Below are 20,099 nucleotides of genomic sequence, written 5' to 3' on the forward strand. Positions count from 1 at the left end.
CTGATTCCACCTCATCTAATCAACAGCAGATTCATCGCTGCCACTTCCACTCTAGGGATCACGCTGGTTCAGTTGCTGTGGGACCGGCTTCAGCCACGTAACCGTGTCTTTCGCCTCGCTTGTGAGCCTTCATAACCCGAAGTCTCACAAGCGTCCAGTACGAGTAAGCGCTAAAGCGCCAACTCGTACTTCTCACTGCAACTGAACCAGCGCGTTTCCTTCCGTTATCGTTACCAATACGAGATTAGACACAGATCTAATATTGGTACGCATTGCGTTGATCGAATTTGAACTCAAAAAGACATGAAACTTCGTACTTCACCCACAGTGTGAGCCGTAGTGCCAGAAGCCTGCTTTTTGGACGGGGTTGCAGTGACTAGTGCCACTTTGCGCGCATGCGCTTAGTGGCACTGGACGTTTCTGAGACTCGTGGTCTGCGAGGCTCAGAAGCGAGACGGAAAACGCGAAGCGGTTGAAGTCGGTCCCACAGCAACTCCGTCCAAAAAGCAGACTGGCGGCCGAAGGCGGCCTAAACCCATGGATTTTCACGAACACACCAAAAAGCACCTGTTCCTCAAATTCGAGGAACAGGTGCTTTTCATGAATCAATGAGAATCAAAGCTAAGAACTAGTTACGCTTACGACGCTTAGTAGCACCCGCAAGGCCTAAGCCTGCAAGAATCATACCAAGCAATCCAAGGGCACCGGCTTCATTTTGATTTTCATCAGTTTGTGGCAATTGCTTCTTAGCAGTTGTCGCATTGTTTTGGTCTTGACCAACGCCTTGTGATGATGTGTTGGCAACCGAAGCGTTGTTGCTGTTGCTATCAGTTGAATCACCACTGTTATCACCAGTTGTCGAATCACTACCATTTGTAGCAAATGGTTCTTCTTTACCGTTACCAGAAGCATCAGTTGTTTGATCGCCTTCAGCTTCAACAGTTACAGTGGTTGTCGCACCATCGGCCGTGGTAATCGTCAATTGATCACCGGCTGAGATACCGTTACCACCTTGGTTAGCAGGAATGGTAATTGAGAAGTTCCCATTGCCATCAGCCGTACCAGAAGCAACGTGATCACCCTTACTGTTCGTCACCGTCACAGTTGTGTTTGGTGTCGTGGTCCCAGTAACTGTGATACTACCATCGTCACCCTTCGTGGCCGTTGGGTTCGTAATTGTTGGCTCACCCGTCGTACCAGTTGTGGTGCCCGTGGTCGTATCAGTCGTCGTACCCGTTGTGGCAGTCGTACCACCAGGAACAGTAATCACAATTGAATCACCGTTCTTTGGCGTTACCGTCAATGGATCGCCTGGTTTAACAGTCTTGCCATCCACTGAAATGGTGAAGTTGCCCTTACCATCTGACGTGCCGGTTGCAACTGGGTTACCATTTGCATCCTTGATCGTCACAGTCGTGTTTGGCGTTGTCTTACCAGTTACCGTGTAACCGCCATTACCATTATCAGTAATCTCTGGGTTAGTAATCGTTGGCTTAGGTACGGTTACCGTGACCGCATCACCATTCTTTGGCGTTACCGTCAAAGTATCACCTGGCGTAACATCTGAGCCAGATACTGGAATGGTGAAATCGCCGTTAGCATTAGTCGTACCCTTAGCGATTGGGTTGCCCTTGGCGTCGGTAATTGTGATTGGCGTATTTGGTGTGGTCTTACCAGTTACGGTGTAGCCACCCTTACCATCATTGGTTACCGCTGGATCCGTGATAGCTGGTGTGGTTTCAGGGACAGTCACCTTGGTTGGGTTACCGTTTTCTGGGGTAATTGTAACATCGCCACCAGGTTTAACAGTATTGCCATCCACTGGAATCGTGAAGTCACCGTTACCATCTGAGGTACCAGTACCAATCGTCTTACCTTTATCATCAGTAATCGTGACTGGCGTGTTTGGCGTTGTCTTACCAGTAACGTCATACCCACCATTATCAGTTGGCTTGACGGTTGGATCCGTCACACTTGGCTTCGTTGTGTCAGGCACAACGGCCGTGTTTGAGACGCCGTTATCTGGTGTAATCGTAATGGTTTGACCTGGTTTAACATCGCTACCCTTCACTGGAATCGTGAAGTCACCATTGCCATCGGAAGTCCCCTTGGCAATTGGGTTGCCGTTAGCATCCGTAATCGTCACTGGGGTATTTGGCGTCGTCTTACCAGTTACCGTGTAATCTGAACCGTCCGGAGTAACGGTTGGATCACTAACAGTTGCTGGTGTCGTCGTTGGCGTCGTAGTGGTATCTTCTGGCACTGTGACCTTGGTTGGGTTGCCATTATCTGGGGTGATTGTGACATCATCGCCAGGTTTAACAGTATTGCCATCCACTGGAATCGTGAAGTTACCATTACCATCTGAAGTACCAGTACCAATCGTCTTACCCTTATCGTCAGTGACAGTCACTGGGGTATTTGGTGTGGTCGTACCAGTTACCGTGTAATCACCATTGTCAGTTGGAGTAACCACTGGATCAGTCACCGTTGGCTTCGTGTCATCAGGCACAACAGCGGTGTTTGAAATACCGTTGTCAGGTGTAATCACAAGCGTTTCACCTGGTGTTACCTTTGCGCCAGCAACCGGAATTGAGAAGTTCCCATTGACATCCGCGTTACCGCTAGCAATGACGTTACCGTCTTTGTCAGTAACTGTGACGTGGGTGTTTGGAGAAGTCGTCCCGGTGACGTTGTAGTTATTGCCATCCGTCACAATAATTGGGTTGGCAATCGTTGGGGTATCAGCTGCAGGTACGGTGACCGTGGTTGGGTTACCGTCCTTTGGCGTAACTGTGACATCATCACCTGGTTTGACAGAACCACCATCAACCGGAATGGTGAAGTCGCCGTTACCATCTGAAGTACCAGTACCAATTGGGTTACCCTTCTCATCGGTAATGGTTACCGGTGTGTTAGGATCCGTCTTACCAGTTACCGTGTAGTCGCCACCGTTCGTTGGTGTGATGGTTGGATCAGTCACCGTTGGTTTAGTGGTGTCTGGCACCTTCGCAGTGCTTGGCGTCCCATTCTTAGGTGTGATCGTCACAACTTGACCAGGGGTTACGTTGCTGCCCAATGGAATGGTGAAGTCACCATTGCCATCTGCAATACCAGCAGCAATTTGGTTACCCTTATCGTCGGTAATCACAACTGGTACGCCTGGTGTGGTCTTACCAGTAACGTTGTAACCCCCGTTGCCGTTAGATACGACAGCTGGATCGGTAATCGTTGGTTTAGTAGTTGGCACTGAAACGGTTGTCGTGTTGCCAGCCTTAGGTGTGACGTTGATGTCGTCACCTGGGTTGACCGCATCGCCATCCACTGGAATGGTGAAGTGACCGTTACCATCTGAGGTACCAGTACCAATCGTCTTACCATTGTCGTCCGTCAGCGTAACTGGCGTATTTGGTGTCGTGTTACCAGAAACGTTGTAGCCACCGTCATCATTAGGTGTCACAACTGTATCCGTTGCCGTTGGCTTGCTACTATCAGGAACTGTAGTTGACTTCGAAACACCGTTGTCTGGCGTCAAGGTGACAGTATCGCCGCCCTTAACCGTTGTATCCAGTGGAATCGTGAAGTTACCGTTACCATCTGAAGTACCAGAACCAACAACTTTACCATTGTCAGTCACTGTGACGTTCGTGTTTGGTGTCGTCTTACCAGTTGCCGTGTAACCACCCTTGCCATCTGGTACAACGGTTGGGTTAGTGATCGTTGGCGTTGCTGCAACAATTGCTGAAGGAATCGTTGCCTTTGTGGCATTACCATCCTTAGGCGTTACAGTAACTTCTTGACCTGGTTTAACAAGGCTACCATCAACACCGATGATAAAGTTACCATTCACATCGGAAGTACCGCTACCAAGGATGTTACCGTTCTTATCAGTAATCGTAACTGGTGTGTTGGCCGCTGTAGTTCCAGTAAACTTGTAGTCACCAGTTGCCGTTGGTACGACCGACAAGTTCTTGATGCTTGGTTTAGTGGCATCAGGTACCACTGCCGTATTTGAAATACCGTTGGCTGGTGTCAACGTAATGGTTTGACCCGGCGTAACCTTCGTGCCACTCACTGGAATCGTGAAGTCGCCGTTAGCATCCGCCGTACCCGTTGCAATCACATTACCATCATCGTCGGTAATGGTTACCTTCGTGTTTGGCGTGGTCTTACCTGTGACGTTGTAATTGCTACCGTTTGGCGTCACGTTAGGACTTGTGATGGTTGGGGCATCCTTAGCTGGAACCGTCACCGTGGTTGGGTTGCCATCCTTTGGTGTTACCGTGAGGTCTTCACCAGGTTTAACCTTTGACCCGTCCACTGGAATCGTGACGTTACCATTGCCATCTGAGGTACCGCTGGCAATTGGGTTACCCTTGTCATCTGTAATCGTGACTGGTGTGTTTGGATCCGTCTTACCAGTAACCGTGTAACCACCATTGTCAGTTGGCGTAATCGTTGGATCAGTCAACGTTGGCTTAGTGGTATCTGGCACAACTGCTGTGTTAGACGTGCCGTTTTCTGGTGTGATCGTAATCGTATCGCCAGGTTTAACTGTGCCAGTAACTGGAATACTGAAATCTCCGTTACCGTCGGAAGTGCCTGTACCGATAGGATTACCTTGGTCATCCGTCAATGTAACTGGCGTGTTTGGCGTGGTCTTACCAGTTGCGACGTAGCCACCGTTACCATCTGAAGTAATCGTTGGGTTAGTAACCGTTGGCGTCGTCTCTGGCACGGTAACCGTGGTTGGGTTGCCGTCCTTTGGCGTAACCGTCAAGTCTTCACCTGGCTTTACATCGCCATCATCAACTGGAATCGTGAAGTTACCGTTGCCATCTGAGGTACCAGTGGCAATTGGATTACCCTTATCGTCAGTAATTGTAACCGGCGTGTTTGGATCCGTCTTACCAGTAACGTCGTAGCCACCATTGTTGTTTGGTGTCACATCAGTATCCGTAACACTTGGCTTCGTGACATCAGGCACAACAACCGTGTTTGAAATACCGTTGTCTGGTGTAACCGTCAACGTATCACCTGGTGTGACTTCGCTACCAGTGACTGGAATGGTGAAATCACCGTTACCATCTGAAGTCGTCTTGCCAAGAACCTTGCCATCATCGTTTGTCAAAGTGACAGGCGTATTTGGCGTGGTCTTGCCAGTTACTTTGTAATCATCGCCATCTGGTGTGATGGTTGGGTCACTAATGGTTGGCGTTGCCGTAGTTGGCGTGGTGGTATCAGTTGGTACCGTCACAGTCGTTGGGTTGCCATCTTTAGGCGTTACGGTCAGGTCTTCACCTGGTTTCACTTCATTACCATCAACTGGGATCGTGAAGTTACCGTTACCGTCTGAAGTGCCCTTAGCGATTGGATTACCCTTTTCATCGGTAACCGTCACTGGCGTGTTTGGCTCAGTCTTACCGGTGACATCGTAACCACCTTTATCGTTAGGCGTCACAGTTGGATCCGTCACGCTAGGCTTCGTTGAGTCTGGCACAACCGCCGTGTTTGAAATGCCGCCGTCTGGTGTAATCGTGACCGTTGAGCCTGGTGTCAAATCCTTACCAGCATTAATCGTAAAGTCACCGTTACCATCTGAGGTACCAGATGCAACCAAATTACCGTTATCATCTGTAACTGAAACGACTGTGTTAGGGGTTGTCTTACCCGTAACCTTGTAGCCGTCAGTAGCGTTACCTATGACTGCAGGATCACTGATTGTTGGTGTTGCTGGCGTTGTGGTTGCCGTTGGTACGGTGACCGTAGATGGGTTACCGTCCTTTGGCGTTACCGTTAAGTCTTCACCTGGGGTAACGTCTGTCCCCTTCACTGGAATCGTGAAGTTACCATTGTCATCTGAAGTGCCAGTTGCGACTGGGTTGCCCTTCTCATCGGTAATCGTAACTGGGGTGTTAGGGTCAGTCTTACCAGTCACATTGTAGCCATCATCAGTTGGCGTAATCGTTGGATTCGTCACACTTGGCTTGGTTGAATCTGGCACAACTGCCGTGTTAGGTGTCCCATCTTTTGGCGTAATCGTCACAGTTTGACCTGGTGTCAATTTGCTGCCATCCACCGGAATATCAAAGTTACCGTTGCCATCCGAAGTACCGTTGGCAATTGGGTTACCTTTATCATCCTTAACGGTCACTGGCGTATTTGGCGTCGTGGTACCAGTTACGTTATAGCCAGTAGTTGGGTCGCCAGTCACGGCTGGATTACTGATGGTTGACGGAATTGTTGGTACTGTAACCGTTGATGGGTTACCGTCCTTTGGTGTCACCGTCAAGTCTTCACCTGGTGTGACCTTCGTACCGTCCACAGGAATCGTGAAGTCGCCGTTGCCATCTGAAGTATCAGTTGCGATAGGGTTACCCTTTTCATCGGTAACCGTAACTGGGGTGTTTGGTGTCGTCTTACCAGTGACATCATAACCACCGTTGCCATCAGGGATAATGGTTGGATCAGTCACACTTGGCTTGGTTGCATTTGGTACAACCGCCGTGTTTGAAACCCCATTTTCTGGTGTAATGGTGACAGTTTCGCCTGGAATGACGTTATCGCCATCCACTGGAATGGTGAAGTCGCCATTCTTATCTGAGGTCCCTGTCCCAAGTACCTTACCGTTAGGATCAGTGACCGTCACGTGAGTGTTTGGTGTGGTGGTACCAGTAACGTTATAGTTATCACCATTTGTAGCTACGTTCGGATTACTGATAGTTGGCGAAGTCTTGGCTGGAACAGTGACCGTTGATGGATTACCATCCTTTGGCGTAACGGTTAAGTCTTCACCTGGTTTAACTTCAGTGCCGTCCACTGGAATCGTGAAGTTACCACTACCATCTGACGTACCCTTAGCAATTGGATCACCGTTCTCGTCAGTGATTGTCACTGGTGTGTTCGGTGTCGTCTTGCCAGTTACAGTGTAGTTACCGTCATCAGTTGGCGTGATCTTTGGATCCGTAATGGTGGCCTTGTTATCATCAGGCACAACTGCTGTATTGGACTTCCCATTTTCTGGTGTAATCTTAACAGTTTCACCTGGTGTCAAATCAGTGCCAGCAACCGGAATGTCAAAGTTACCGTTGCCGTCTGAAGTACCAGTAGCAATTGGATTACCCTGATCATCAGTAATTGTCACTGGTGTGTTTGGTGTCGTCGTCCCAGTTACGTGATAGCCATCGGTTGAGTCACCAGTTACAGCTGGGTTGCTAATCGTTGGCGTTGTTTCTGGTACTGTCACAGTTGTTGGGTTACCGTCTTTTGGTGTTACAGTAAGGTCTTCACCTGGTTTGACAGTATTGCCGTCCACTGGAATCGTGAAGTCGCCGTTGCCATCTGACGTGCCAGTTGCGACCGGATTACCCTTATCATCAGTGACCGTCACTGGTGTGTTTGGATCCGTCTTGCCAGTTACGTCGTAGCCACCCTTATCATTTGGTGTGACCGTTGTATCAGTGACACTTGGTTTACTATCATCAGGCACTACAGCGGTGTTTGAAACGCCGTTGTCTGGTGTGATCGTAACCGTTTCGCCAGGTGTGACAGCTGAGCCGTCCACTGGAATCGAGAAGTCGCCGTTACCGTCAGACTTGCCAGTGCCAAGCACATCACCATTACCGTTCGTCACAGTCACTGGTGTGTTTGGTGTGGTCGTTCCAGTCACCTTATAGTTATCGCCGTCAGTTGCCACAGCAGGGTTACTGATGGTTGGCGCTGCAGTCGTTGGTGTCGTAGTTGTTGTGGTCGTCGGTACCGTAACCGTTGATGGGTTACCGTCCTTTGGTGTAACGGTTAAATCTTCACCAGGTGTTACATCGCTGCCATCCACTGGAATTGTGAAGTTACCTTTGCCATCCGACGTACCAGTGGCAATTGGATCACCGTTATCGTCAGTAACCGTTACTGGTGTATTCGGTTCTGTCTTACCAGTTACGGTGTAGTTACCATCATTAGTTGGTGTGATCTTTGGATCCGTAATGGTGGCCTTGGTATCATCAGGTACGACTGCCGTATTAGATTCACCATTTGCTGGTGTAATCTTAACCGTCTCACCTGGTGTCAAATCAGTGCCAGCAACCGGAATATCAAAGTTACCGTTGCCATCTGAAGTAGTGTTGCCGACTGGGTTGCCTTTATCATCAGTGACAGTCACTGGTGTGTTTGGTGTCGTCGTCCCAGTGACATGATAGCCATCGGTTGGGTTACCAGTTACAGCCGGGTTGCTAATCGTTGGCGTTACAACTGGAACAGTCACCGTTGATGGGTTACCGCCCTCAGGTGTAACAGTAACGCTCTCACCTGGTTTAACATCGGTGCCGTCAACTGGAATGTTAACGTTACCCTTACCATCTGAGGTGCCACTTGCAATTGGGTTACCCTTGTCGTCAGTAACAGTCACTGGCGTGTTTGGTGTCGTCGTCCCGGTTACAGTGTAGCCACCCTTACCGTCTGGTGTGATTGCCGGATCAGTGATGCTTGGCTTCGTTGCATCTGGTACGACTGCCGTGTTGGAGATCCCTTTTTCTGGTGTGATGGTGATGGTGTCGCCACCGGTAACCTTCGTGCCAGAAACTGGGATTGAGAAGTCACCCTTAGCATTTGAAGTACCAGCACCAATGACGTAGCCCTTATCGTTCGTTAAAGTAACCACTGTGTTTGGTGTCGTCGTCCCAGTTACGGTGTAGTCTGTGCCATTTGGCGTTACTTTAGGATTACTAATGGTTGGCACCGTAGTAGCTGGCGTGGTGGTTGTCGTGTCAGTTGGCACGGTCACCGTCGTTGGGTTACCGCCCTTAGGTGTAACCGTCAGATCTTCGCCTGGTGTGACATCGCTACTATCAACTGGAATCGTAATGTTGCCATTGCCATCAGATGTACCAGTGGCAATTGGGTCGCCGTTCTTATCAGTAACGGTCACTTGCGTATTAGGTTTAGTTGTCCCAGTGATGATGTAGTCACCGTTGCCATCTGGCGTCATCTTGGCGTCAGTGACACTTGGCTTCGTTGCATCAGGCACAACGGCCGTATTTGAAATACCACCATCCGGTGTAATTGTGACAGTCTCACCTGGTGTCACCTTGGTGCCGTCTACTGGGATTGTGAAGTTACCATCACCGTCAGAAGTCTTAGTACCAAGGATGTTGCCTTCACCATCGGTTACCGTTACCGGTGTGTTTGGTTCCGTCTTGCCAGTTACGTTGTAATTATCACCATCAGGTACAACGGTTGGGTTGCTGATCGTTGGTGTAACAGTCGTTGGCGTGGTAGTTGTGGTGTCAGTCGGTACGGTCACCGTAGTTGGGTTACCGTCCTTTGGTGTCACCGTTAAGTCTTCACCTGGGGTAACGTCCGTACCCTTCACTGGAATCGTGAAGTCACCGTTGCCATCTGAAGTACCGGTTCCGACTGTGGTGCCTTTGTCATCCGTAATGGTAACTGGTGTATTAGGGTCAGTCTTACCAGTCACGTTATAGCCATCATCCGTTGGTGTAATGGTTGGATCCGTCACACTTGGCTTCGTTGCATCTGGCACAACGGCAGTGTTTGAAACCCCGTTTGCTGGGGTAATCGTGACAGTGTCGCCACCAGTTACTTTATTACCACTGATTGGAACTGTGAAGTCACCCTTACCATCAGAGTTGGCAGTGCCAAGAATATTACCGTTGTCATCAGTTACGGTGACTTTGGTATTTGGCGTGGTCGTACCAGTGACATCGTAGTTGGTACCATTCGGTGTCACTTTGGGATTACTAATGGTTGGTGCGGTCTTAGCAGGTACAGTTAACGTTGATGGATTCCCATCCTTTGGTGTCACCGTCACGTCTTCACCAGGGGTGACAGTCGTGCCGTCCACTGGAATGGTAAAGTCACCGTTACCATCTGAGGTACCAGTCCCAATCGTCTTACCACCAGCATCAGTCACCGTTACTGGGGTGTTTGGTGTGGTGTTACCAGTTACGGTGTAATCACCAGTGTCGGTTGGTGTAATCTTTGGATCAGTTACCGTTGCCTTAGTCGTATCAGGCACAGCCACCGTACTTGGTGTTCCGTCTTTTGGCGTCATGGTAACTTTATCGCCAGGGTTGACCATGCCGGTAATTGGAATGCTGAAATCGCCATTCTCGTTTGAATTACCACTGCCAAGTGGGTTACCTTCAGCGTCGGTCAGTGTGACTGGCGTATTTGGCGTGGTCTTACCAGTTGCGATATAACCGTCCTTACCATCTGAAACAATGGCTGGATTGCTAATGGTTGGCGTATTAGCTGGCACAGTTACGTCAGTTGGTTCGCCATCCTTTGGTGTTACTGTAATCGTGCCACCAGGCGTAACGTCACTACCATCAACTGGCACCGTGAAGTTACCTTTACCATCTGAAGTACCGGAGCCAATGACATTACCACCATCATCGGTCACCGTTACTGGTGTGTTTGGCGTGGTGTTACCAGTCACGTTGTACCCGTTATCGGTAGGGGTCACAACTGGATTAGTAACCGTTGGCGTGGTTGTTGTCGTTGTGTCTTTAGGCACGGTCACTGTGACAGGTGTCCCGTCTTTTGGTGTGACGTTGAGTGTTTCGCCTGGGGTGACATCAGTACCTTTGACTGGGATTGTGAAATCGCCGTTAGTATCTGCCGTAGCGGTACCAACCGTTTTGGTAGGATCGCTAGGATCAGTAACCGTCACCACAGTCCCTGGCGTGGTCTTACCAGTCACGTTATAGCCACCGTTACCATCTGGCGTAATCTCTTGATTCGTAATGGTTGGCGTTTCTGCTGGAACCGTCACAGTTGCTGGGTTGCCGCCTTCACCTGGTGTGATGGTTAAATTATCGCCTGGTTTGACCTCTGTGTTTGGTACTGTAACCGTGAAATCACCGTTAGGATCAGCGATATCGGTACCAACAGGATTACCTGCAGGATCAGTAACCGTCACTTCAGTACCCGGCGTGGTCTTACCAGTCACATCATAGCCACCATTGTCATTTGGTGTAATCTTTGGATCAGTTACACTTGGCTTGGTTGCATCAGGAATAGTTGCTGTCGCTGGTGTCCCATCCGCTGGTGTGACAGTAATCTTTTCACCAGTCGTGACTGAGTCACCTTTTACTGGAATTGAGAAAGTACCGTCAGGGTTTGAAGTGGTTTTTCCAAGATCAGCACCGTTACTGTTTGTGATAGCAACTTCAGTATTTGGCGTCGTCTTACCAGTTACGGTGTAGTCTGAACCGTCTGGTGTGACAGTTAGGTCTGTAATGGATGGCGTTTCGGATTCTGTGACAGTACCAGTGACGTTTTTAAGGTCAGCGATGGTGTAGGTTGAATCACCGTTACTTAATGCGTTTAAAGCATTAGTAACTTTTGTAATACCATCATCACTCAATTTGTATGAATAAGTCTTATTACCGTTCGCGTCCGTCCCAGTCTCAGTTACAACGAAATCATCACTCACAAAGGCAGGTAGGTTAAGCCCTTCTACGTCGGTGGTAACCACCTTATCTGCAGCAGCCAATGCAACGGCAGGATCTTGACCAGCAGCAACCGTGATTGGGTTAAGGGTCAAATGACCAGCAACCTCAGTACCTTGAGAAATCGTTGTGGTTTCAAAGCTCGTCTTAACGTCTGGCTTGATAGCAAGCAAGGCCTTATCAACGTCTTGTTGAGAGGCGTTTGGATCATCAAGTACCGTTTGGGCAGCTGCAGCAAGATCGGCATCAACGCCACTTTCTGCAACGGCAGCCTTTAATTGGGTCTTATCAACGTTTTGATAAGCGATCGTTGTGTTGGAACGCGTTACTGTGTTATAGAGTTTCGTAGCAGTATTAAAGGTTTCAGCTGTAAAGGCACCTGGTGTATTGGCCGACAGATCTGGATCTGTGAAGGTCAATGGCACAGCAACCGTTTGGCTGACACCAATCCCACCATCGATAACGTGATCGATAACACCGGCAATGGTCCCATTCAAACCACTTGTGATGTTGCTAATGCCATCTGTAATGGCATCAGAGGCAGTTTTAAGTGCAGCAGATAGGGCGCTAGAGAACGTCGTTAATAATGAACTATTCGTTAAGGTGCTCGTAATTTTAGTGATGGCCGTATCGCCATTTTCATCAGGTTGGGCACCAATAGCACTCACTAATGATTGGGCAATCCCGTTTGACCAGCCAATAACATATGAATTTACCATGTTAGAAATGGCTGATGAAACTGACTCATCACTCATAGCAGTGACGACACCATCAGTTAAGGTGGCCGCTGCTAATGAGGTCTGTGAAACCCCGTTGGTCATCAAATTTGAGCCATAATCGTTAGCAGATGAAATGTTGTCCTTGGCAGTTGCAATACCATCTAAATAAGTCTGAATCGCAGCATCAAAGTTAGTTGTATCCGTCCCAAAAATTGGGGCACCAACATCAACCGCCTTTTGGGCAACACCAACTGCAACAGTCAACGCATCCAGCGCTGCCGAACCGCCACCAGACAGAAAGCTGCTGACAGCTTGAATGACAGTGGTCACAGGAGTTGTTAAGTACTGCATCCCTGATCCGTTGAAGTTTGAGTTAACAACCGCCATATCGTTGATTTCGTCATCAACGTTGTATTTTTTAACTAAATCTGGATCTGTAATTTGATACTCTTCACCAGTTGCTTCGTCTTGTAATGTGATCCCAACGCTTGATTTGTTGGTAACTTTAAAAGTACCAACCTTAACGTTGGTCAAGTTAGCTGGGATACCGACTGAAGCACCATGTTGGTTACTACCAGCAGCTGAAACTGAAATGGCGTTGTTGATACCATTAACGTAAATAACGGTCCCACGAGTTTGCGCATTTTTCGCGTCGGAACTCACAGCACCTTGATCATTAATCATATCATTGGCAGGGTTATTGGTCTCTTGACCATCAACGTACACTGGTTCATCCAGATTATCATTGGCAGTATCTGTTACACCAGTGTTACCATAATCGCCTGCTTGTCGGTTGGTATCAGCATTCGACTTATCAACAATTGAATTAGTTCCATTAGTATTGGTTTGGCCAATACCAGCGGTTGCGCTGTTTTCAGCTGTCCCCGAATTACCACCAATCGAGCCCTTCAAAATGGCACCGTTAGTGTTGGGATCAGTTGTATTACCAGCATCCGTCGTCGTATTACCAGTAGTATCGTCACCCTCAATGGTTGGTTTCACACCGATGTTAGTTGTGGTTGTCGAAGTACTGGTGTTCTTAGTGACAGTCGCAGTGTTTGACGCAGCATCTGACGTTGTGTCAGTTGCTGTGTTAGTTGTTGTACTGCCAGTATCAGCCGTATCGGTTGGTGTGGCAGCTGGCGTTGCTGTTCCAGAATTGCCTGTTGTATCGGAAGCAGTAGTCGTTGTTGGCGTTTCAGTAGCAGCGTGTGCTGTCACTGTGGCCGTACCAGCGAACGCTAAACCAAGTGAAAAAGTGGTCAACCCAGCAATCAGCCAAGTACGACCTGCCTTATACATCTTGTAGTGTGTTTTACCCGTTTCCCGAAGAGCAGCCAATTTTTGGTTATTCTTCGCCAAATTTTTGGATCCTTTTAACATTAAAAATCCCCCCCGAAGTAAAATCCATTCTTCCAAAACGTGCTAAAAGTGCAGCCCACAAATTGCACTTTTAGTCATACTGGTATTCTACAAAACTGATACGGGTAAAAGTGGGGAAATTTAAAAAATATTCTTGTGTTTACAGGTTAAAAAAACAAAAACACAAGAGAAAATCTGTCGGGTATCGATTCTAACGGGATTTTATGAAAGCGTCAACAAATCCCGTCAAATCAGCGTTTAACCACAGTTTTCGTCGATTGTATACAGGGCTAATGAACTGACTTTTGACTGCAATTTCGGATAGATTTGGGTACTGTTTTTAGTGAAATCATTTTTATTTAGTATTTGAGAATAAGAATTGTCCAATTGAATATATTACGCCGCTAGCCCTCCGTTCACGTTGCATTCAAGTCATTCAATCAATACCTCACTAAAAATAGCGTCTCAGTTCAAACTCATTAAGACGCTTTATCGTCTGAGCAACGAAAAAGCACCCCAATGCAATCAACACATTGAGATGCTCTAGCCTGATAGGACCATATTTAGTTCGTATAGTGATTAATAATCTTTGCTTTACTGTTCCAGAAGCCAACTTTCACAACGCCGACAACTTTACTCTTTGGAACAAAGCCGTAAACTCGTCCGTCTTCAGAAACGCTACGATGATCCCCCATGACGAAGTAGCAACCCTTGGGAACCTTGTTAATTTTGTTATTACCAATTGCTAAGCTCCACTTGTTACTCCAGTCATTTTGACGGGCTGCAGAAACTAACGTAAAGCCGTTTGAATAACCTGAAACCGTTCCCGCCTTTTGTTCGTACTTTGAAATAAAGTTTTGTGCTTGATATTTACCGTTTACGTACAGCTTGCCCGTCTTTGTATACCGAATTGAATCTCCCGGTAAACCAATAACCCGCTTCACGTAATTTTCCTTCGGTGCCGCGTTTGAATCAACGCCCTGCGCATCAAAGACAATGACAGAAAAACGTTTAATTGGCGACGTTTTGACGGCTACAATCCGTTGACCATTTTTTAAGTTAGGTTCCATTGATGCCCCAGAAACACCCACTGGCACCAACCAAAACATCCGAATGATAATTGCAAGGGCCAACCCAACCGCAATTGGGATGATCCATGACATTGCTTTTTTCATAACGACAGCTCCTTAGTATAACTTAATCATCCGACTTAGAATGCCGGCGTTCTTTTAGCTTCTTGGTCAGCTCAGCTGGCGCAACGTGTAAGCCATGTGCTTTTTTGACGCCTAAAATATCAAGGAAGAAGGTAAAAATCGGAACGCTCACGATCAAACCCCAGGTTCCCCACATTGCCTCGCCTGCCAATAATACCACGAAGGTGTAAAAAATGGGTAACTCCGTCTTACTCGACATTAACTTAGGATTCAAGACGTAGGCTTCTAGTGCATGAACCACTAATAACAGAATCAAAATGGTGACTACATCGCGGAAACCGCCAACCGAATATCCAAGGATACTGAGCGGTACCGCCGAAATAATCACGCCAGCAACTGGTACCAAGCTTAAGATAAAGATCATGATGGCAACGACCAGCAGTTGTGGAATGTGTAGGAATGCTAACCCCACCGTGGTGATGGCCGTGTTAAAAATGGCAATCAAAAACTGGGCTTCTAATACCACCCCAAAAGTCTCCGCAAACTTATGACCGAAGTATGAGATGTCTTGAAAGAACCAGCCGTAATCACTACTTAAAAACAACCGAGAAAACGAACGCATTGGCTTCAGCTCAATCGTAAAGAAGAAGCTTAAAATTAAGGACATCAAAAATGTCACACCAAATGTCCCAATGCTCGTCACGTAGTCCACCAGCACCTTAACACCATCCTTAACTTGCGGAATAATGTTGGATTTACCAAGCCAGTCCGAAACAAATCGAACGGTCTGATTCGTGTCATTTGATGAATTTTGGTAGAAATTGTAGATCGATTGGACTGATGAAACCACTTGACCGGTAATCTTGGGGATGTAAGTGGTAATCGCAAAATACAACGCTAAACATAATAAGATGTATACGACCACCACGATAATTTGTGACGGAATTGGCACGTGTTTCTGGATACTATCAATAAGCCGTATGATTAGAAACGTGAAGATAAAGGTCAGTAGAATCTGACTCATCTCACCCCTCACAAGCCACAGTGTCACCATTAAAACAATTAAAACCACCCAACGTCGTAACGCAACGTTGTTAACAAATCGTTGATATAACCCCAAATGGACGCCTCCCTTGAATCTCACGTACTGCCAAATTTTCTACACTTTACATACGCAGTTAATTAAATGTTGGTTTTATTTTAAAATAAAAAAGTTCCCGTTTCCACAGCAAATGTGAGTCAACAGGAACTTTCCGTATTGCTATTTGTAGTTTTTCTCTGCATACGACTTGAAAGAAATTCCCGCCTTATTTGCCGCAATCAAACCATTACGAACATCTTGATCAGAGAAACTTCCTGATGCCACGCCAATTGACGAAAGCGTCTTACGGGCAGATGCAATCTGCGAAGCCGTGATGGTCTTACCATTCAATTCAGTTTGTGATTTTGAAACCGTATATTCGTTTGAACCAGTGTAGTTTTTGGCCGCTTGTTTTTCAGAATCAGTTAATCCAGCTACCGAGCTACTACTGCTTGTCCCGGTACTACTTGAACTGTCCGTTGTGGTCGACGTACTTGAACTTGTGACATCGCTTGACGCAGTACCATCGCCACCGTTCTTAATAGCATCATTGTTGGCCTTACGTAAATCAACGGCCTGATTATAGATGTCGGTGTAGTATGATTTCTTAGCGTCAGAATCCTTGAAGATGCGGTCCAATGTTGCATTCGAAGCCGTGTAAGACTGACCCTTATTCTGTGTCAGGGCTTGATCATAAATCTGCTTAAACATGTCTGCCTTCAGTTGGATCGTTTTGAGTTGCTTCAAAGCAGCTTTTGCCCGCTTCATCAACGTTGCGTTGTTCGGTTCTTCATTTTGAGCCTTCGTATACTCAGACTTAGCCGTACTGAAGTCATTATCAGACATGGCCGATTCTGCGGCCACAAAATGCTGTGTCTGCGTGAGGTACCCCTGTGCTAACTTATCGTTCGTTCGGTGTCTTAACGCCTCTTGAAAAGCCGACTCGGCCACCGAGTAGTTCTTCTTTTGAATTGCCGTTTTCCCAGTCGTCATTGCGGCCGTGTATGCTTTTTGTGTCATGTGGTGGCTGGTAAATGCAACCCCGCCAATGACTGCAATAACCAATACCGTCACAATGGTCCATATCCACTTCTTCAAACCAATTCCTCCCAGCTCAGTTTATTACGTTTCATTATACCATGATGCCGATGGTCACGCAGAACTCCAACGTTAAATTTAGGTAAAGGACTGTGAATCGGCTTGATTGCTCGTCACTGTCACTGCCACTACAGGGAACGCGGTTTTTATTGTAAAGCTCATTCTTTTGTTAGTAGTTCATTTTCAACCGCAAGAATTTCCCCCTGGATATAAGCCGTAGTGCCAGAAGCCAGTTTTGTCGGGTAGCAGTGACTAGTACCACTTTACGCGTCAGCGTTTAGTGGTACTGGACGTTTCTGAAACTCGTGGTTTTTGGGGCTCAGAAGCGAGACGGAAAACGCGAAGCGGTTGAAGTCGGTCCCACAGCTACTTGACAAAACTGGCTGGCGGCCAAAGGCGAACCTACCCCGGGAATTTTCGCCAAAATAAAAAAGGCCAATTCAAAAAACGAATTAGTCTCATAAATTACAATATTAAATATGTCTCACAACACCATCGCGAGTAAGAAAACGCTAATCAATCCTACCACAACTGAAAGTGCCATTGAACGGGTAAAGTAGGCAATAAAGCCAACAATAACCGCCGCAACGATCTCGGGTAAGTGGTGCATAATGTCAACTTGATAAGTGGCACTGATGAAGACATCCTTGACCACAAGTGCGGTAAACAACGACACGGGCACAAATCGCATCCATTCGTTGAACCACTCCGGAATCTTACGTTGGGTAAAAATTTTGATTGGGAGATATCGTGGCGCAAAGGCCACGAAGAACCCTAATATGACTAAGATTAAGTGTTGCGTTGTGTTCCAGTGATTTACTGCTGCCATAGCTTTCCCCTATTAACCGTTTTCGCCAGAATCTTCGACTGCATCTTCCTTGCTACCAGGACTGTGGATTTTGTAAAGGAACCGACTGCCCGGTTTCTTGGTCTTAAGGTAGTGTTCTAACGCAAACCCGATAAACGATGCAATTAACGTTGAAATAACTAATCCCAAAGTACTCTTGGTCAGTACTAGGAAGAAGGCTGCCAAAGCAGCCGCAATAATTCCAACAAAAATTGTTAACCGACTCTTGACCTGCATAATAATCATGTACAGGAATAGCGCCGTTAATGCAAAGTGAACAACCGTTAAATCAATCTTTAACGCACTCCCAATTAGACTACCAATCAAGTTGCTGACCGTCCAGAATAACAGTGAGTAATGTTCAACCATCAACGCTTCTCGCGGAGTCCACTTTTTATCAGTCGCAAATTTTAAGTAGTTAACCGCATAGTTTTCATCGTTCATAGAAAGTGCAAACACAAATTTAAAGCGTTCGGTCTCCTTGGTGAGGTACCGAGATAAGCTTGATCCGAGCAGTGCGTAACGTAACTCCAAGAAGAATAACATTAGCACAATGGACAACAGTGGTGCATTAATTGTTAACATCGACGCAATCATAAATTGCGCACCACCTGAAAAGATAACAATTGAAACAAGCCCGGTTAATATCGTGTTAAATCCGGCTGCGTGCAACAACACCCCACACGCAAGACCAATTGGGATATAACTCAAATTAAGTGGCATCGATACACGAAGCGTGGAGCGCCACTTGGGCTCATTTGGGTTTGGCACTTGTTTAGTCAAGAATTATGCCTCCATACAAAGCTTTTGACTCTTGATGAAACGTTCGTACATATTACCAGAAACGTCCATCGACAATGACACAATACAAGCATATTTTACCATGTTTCATGTCGTTTTCCTACGACCATTTCACAAGTTAAGCGGATAGCCAGTACAGGTGAAGCGATTTACCGACTAGAAAAACAGATTAAAGCCGAACTGACTGATTTTATAAATTCAGACAGTTCGGTTTTAGTTTAATTCTTTAATTAAATTGCTAAAATAACGCTACAAAGTTGCGCCAAGTTCGAACAATCCAGTTGGCTTGATTTACCGAAACAGTTGTCTTGATAGGTAAGCGCATTGTACCCGATTGACCAACTTGGGGAATACTTTGACCAGCCAACGTTAGCTTCGTCACACCAAAAGTCGTATTGGCTTTGATGGGTGCTTTCAGGCCACCCTTTTTGGCTTGGTAGGCTGAGTCAATTGTGACCGATGACTTTAACTGCTTAGTTGTTTGTTGCTTACGAATCCAGACCGTAGCTGGTTTAGCCACGGTTGCACTCGTCGTCGTTGTCTTCCCCATTGGCACTTTGATATCACTCAATTGATAGGTCTTAGTTGTCAACGCGATTGGCTTGTATGTGGCGTAAACCCACTTCATTAACCGTTTGGTTTGAACAAAGCGACTTGGATCACCCGTTGACTTGTTGGCAGCGTGCATGACCACCGTAATAATCCGATGACCATTTTTCTTCACTGTCCCAACAAAGTTCCCGCCAGCTGCTGTCGAGGTGCCAGTTTTTAAGCCATCTACTGGTAAAGTCGCATCATACTGGGTCTCACCCTTTAAAAGCAAGTTCCAATTCGTCATCTCAGTCTGACTGGAACCTCCTTTGTCAAACCACATTTTAGCCTGACTGGTTGTCTGTAGAATTTCTGGATAAGTCTTTAATAGATCTTGCGCTAATTTCGCCACATCACTGGCAGACATGGTGTTTTCATCTTTTTTGGGAAGTGAAGCGTAACCCAGACTCGCCGCTTGGCCATTCGTGATCCCTGAAGCGGTAATTAACTTGGCACTATTAAGATGCAATTGCTTGGCAGTTTTACGCATTAGGCTGACAAATTGGTGCGGTGAACCTGCGACTTTATTGCCCAACGCCGTAATCGCAGCATTGGCCGAATAAATCAGGGTTGCTTGATAGAGCTCGCGAACGGAATATGTACGTTTTGCGCTTAACGGTACGTTAGTCAGTTCGGTGTTGCGGCTCAGTTTGGCAACAGCTGGACTAATTTTTACTCGAGAATTCCAGTGCAACTTACCACTTTTAATCTGTTGAAGCACGATGTACGTCGATAATAGCTTGGTCATTGAGGCAACTGGCAGTGACTTGGCATCGTTTTTCTGATACAAAACCTGGCCTGTATCTGCGTCAATGGCAATTGCCGACTTGACTTGTAGATTGAGTGATGACGCATTGGCAGTCAAACCACCAAGCAACATCATGATGAAAAATACACACGCAAATAAGCCGATTTGAAAGCGACTTTTAACTGTTTTAAATACCATCGTTTCCTCCGTTGATTCAGTTTAAGGTT

General features: G+C 46.9%; 7 protein-coding genes. All 7 read right to left on the minus strand.

The window, feature by feature from the left end; genetic code table 11:
* Positions 1 to 628 precede the first annotated feature (628 nt).
* Positions 629 to 13,573 (minus strand): Ig-like domain-containing protein, encoded by a 12,945-nt coding sequence (locus tag FD04_RS03580; protein WP_056947068.1) that lies wholly within the window; start codon positions 13,571 to 13,573, stop codon positions 629 to 631.
* Positions 13,574 to 14,115: 542 nt separating this feature from the next.
* Positions 14,116 to 14,727, minus strand: coding sequence for a signal peptidase I (gene lepB / locus FD04_RS03585; RefSeq protein WP_056947072.1), 612 nt, complete (start codon positions 14,725 to 14,727; stop codon positions 14,116 to 14,118).
* Positions 14,728 to 14,749: 22 nt separating this feature from the next.
* Complete coding sequence (locus FD04_RS03590) at positions 14,750 to 15,826, minus strand: AI-2E family transporter (RefSeq protein ID WP_056947075.1); 1,077 nt, start codon at positions 15,824 to 15,826, stop codon at positions 14,750 to 14,752.
* 141 nt (positions 15,827 to 15,967) lie between these two features.
* The gene (locus FD04_RS03595) at positions 15,968 to 16,885 is read right to left on the minus strand and encodes a hypothetical protein (RefSeq protein ID WP_054699298.1); all 918 of its coding nucleotides are present in this window, start codon (positions 16,883 to 16,885) and stop codon (positions 15,968 to 15,970) included.
* Between the two features lie 484 nt (positions 16,886 to 17,369).
* Positions 17,370 to 17,714 (minus strand): AzlD domain-containing protein, encoded by a 345-nt coding sequence (locus FD04_RS03600; RefSeq protein WP_054699296.1) that lies wholly within the window; start codon positions 17,712 to 17,714, stop codon positions 17,370 to 17,372.
* A 12-nt stretch (positions 17,715 to 17,726) separates the two neighbouring features.
* Positions 17,727 to 18,455 carry an AzlC family ABC transporter permease gene (locus tag FD04_RS03605; RefSeq protein ID WP_056947493.1) on the minus strand — a complete coding sequence of 243 codons (729 nt, stop codon included), beginning with the start codon at positions 18,453 to 18,455 and terminating at the stop codon, positions 17,727 to 17,729.
* Between the two features lie 316 nt (positions 18,456 to 18,771).
* Complete coding sequence (locus FD04_RS03610) at positions 18,772 to 20,070, minus strand: D-alanyl-D-alanine carboxypeptidase family protein (RefSeq protein WP_056947077.1); 1,299 nt, start codon at positions 20,068 to 20,070, stop codon at positions 18,772 to 18,774.
* Positions 20,071 to 20,099: the final 29 nt, after the last annotated feature.

The sequence above is a fragment of the Secundilactobacillus odoratitofui DSM 19909 = JCM 15043 genome, assembly GCF_001434895.1.
Classification (GTDB): domain Bacteria; phylum Bacillota; class Bacilli; order Lactobacillales; family Lactobacillaceae; genus Secundilactobacillus; species Secundilactobacillus odoratitofui.

Excerpts from the sequence above, each read along its gene's own strand:
- FD04_RS03600 (WP_054699296.1), bottom strand. The coding sequence starts at position 17,714 with ATGGCAGCAGTAAATCACTGGAACACAACGCAACACTTAATCTTAGTC.
- FD04_RS03580 (WP_056947068.1), bottom strand. The coding sequence starts at position 13,573 with ATGTTAAAAGGATCCAAAAATTTGGCGAAGAATAACCAAAAATTGGCT.
- lepB (WP_056947072.1), bottom strand. The coding sequence starts at position 14,727 with ATGAAAAAAGCAATGTCATGGATCATCCCAATTGCGGTTGGGTTGGCC.
- FD04_RS03605 (WP_056947493.1), bottom strand. The coding sequence starts at position 18,455 with ATGCCACTTAATTTGAGTTATATCCCAATTGGTCTTGCGTGTGGGGTG.
- FD04_RS03610 (WP_056947077.1), bottom strand. The coding sequence starts at position 20,070 with ATGGTATTTAAAACAGTTAAAAGTCGCTTTCAAATCGGCTTATTTGCG.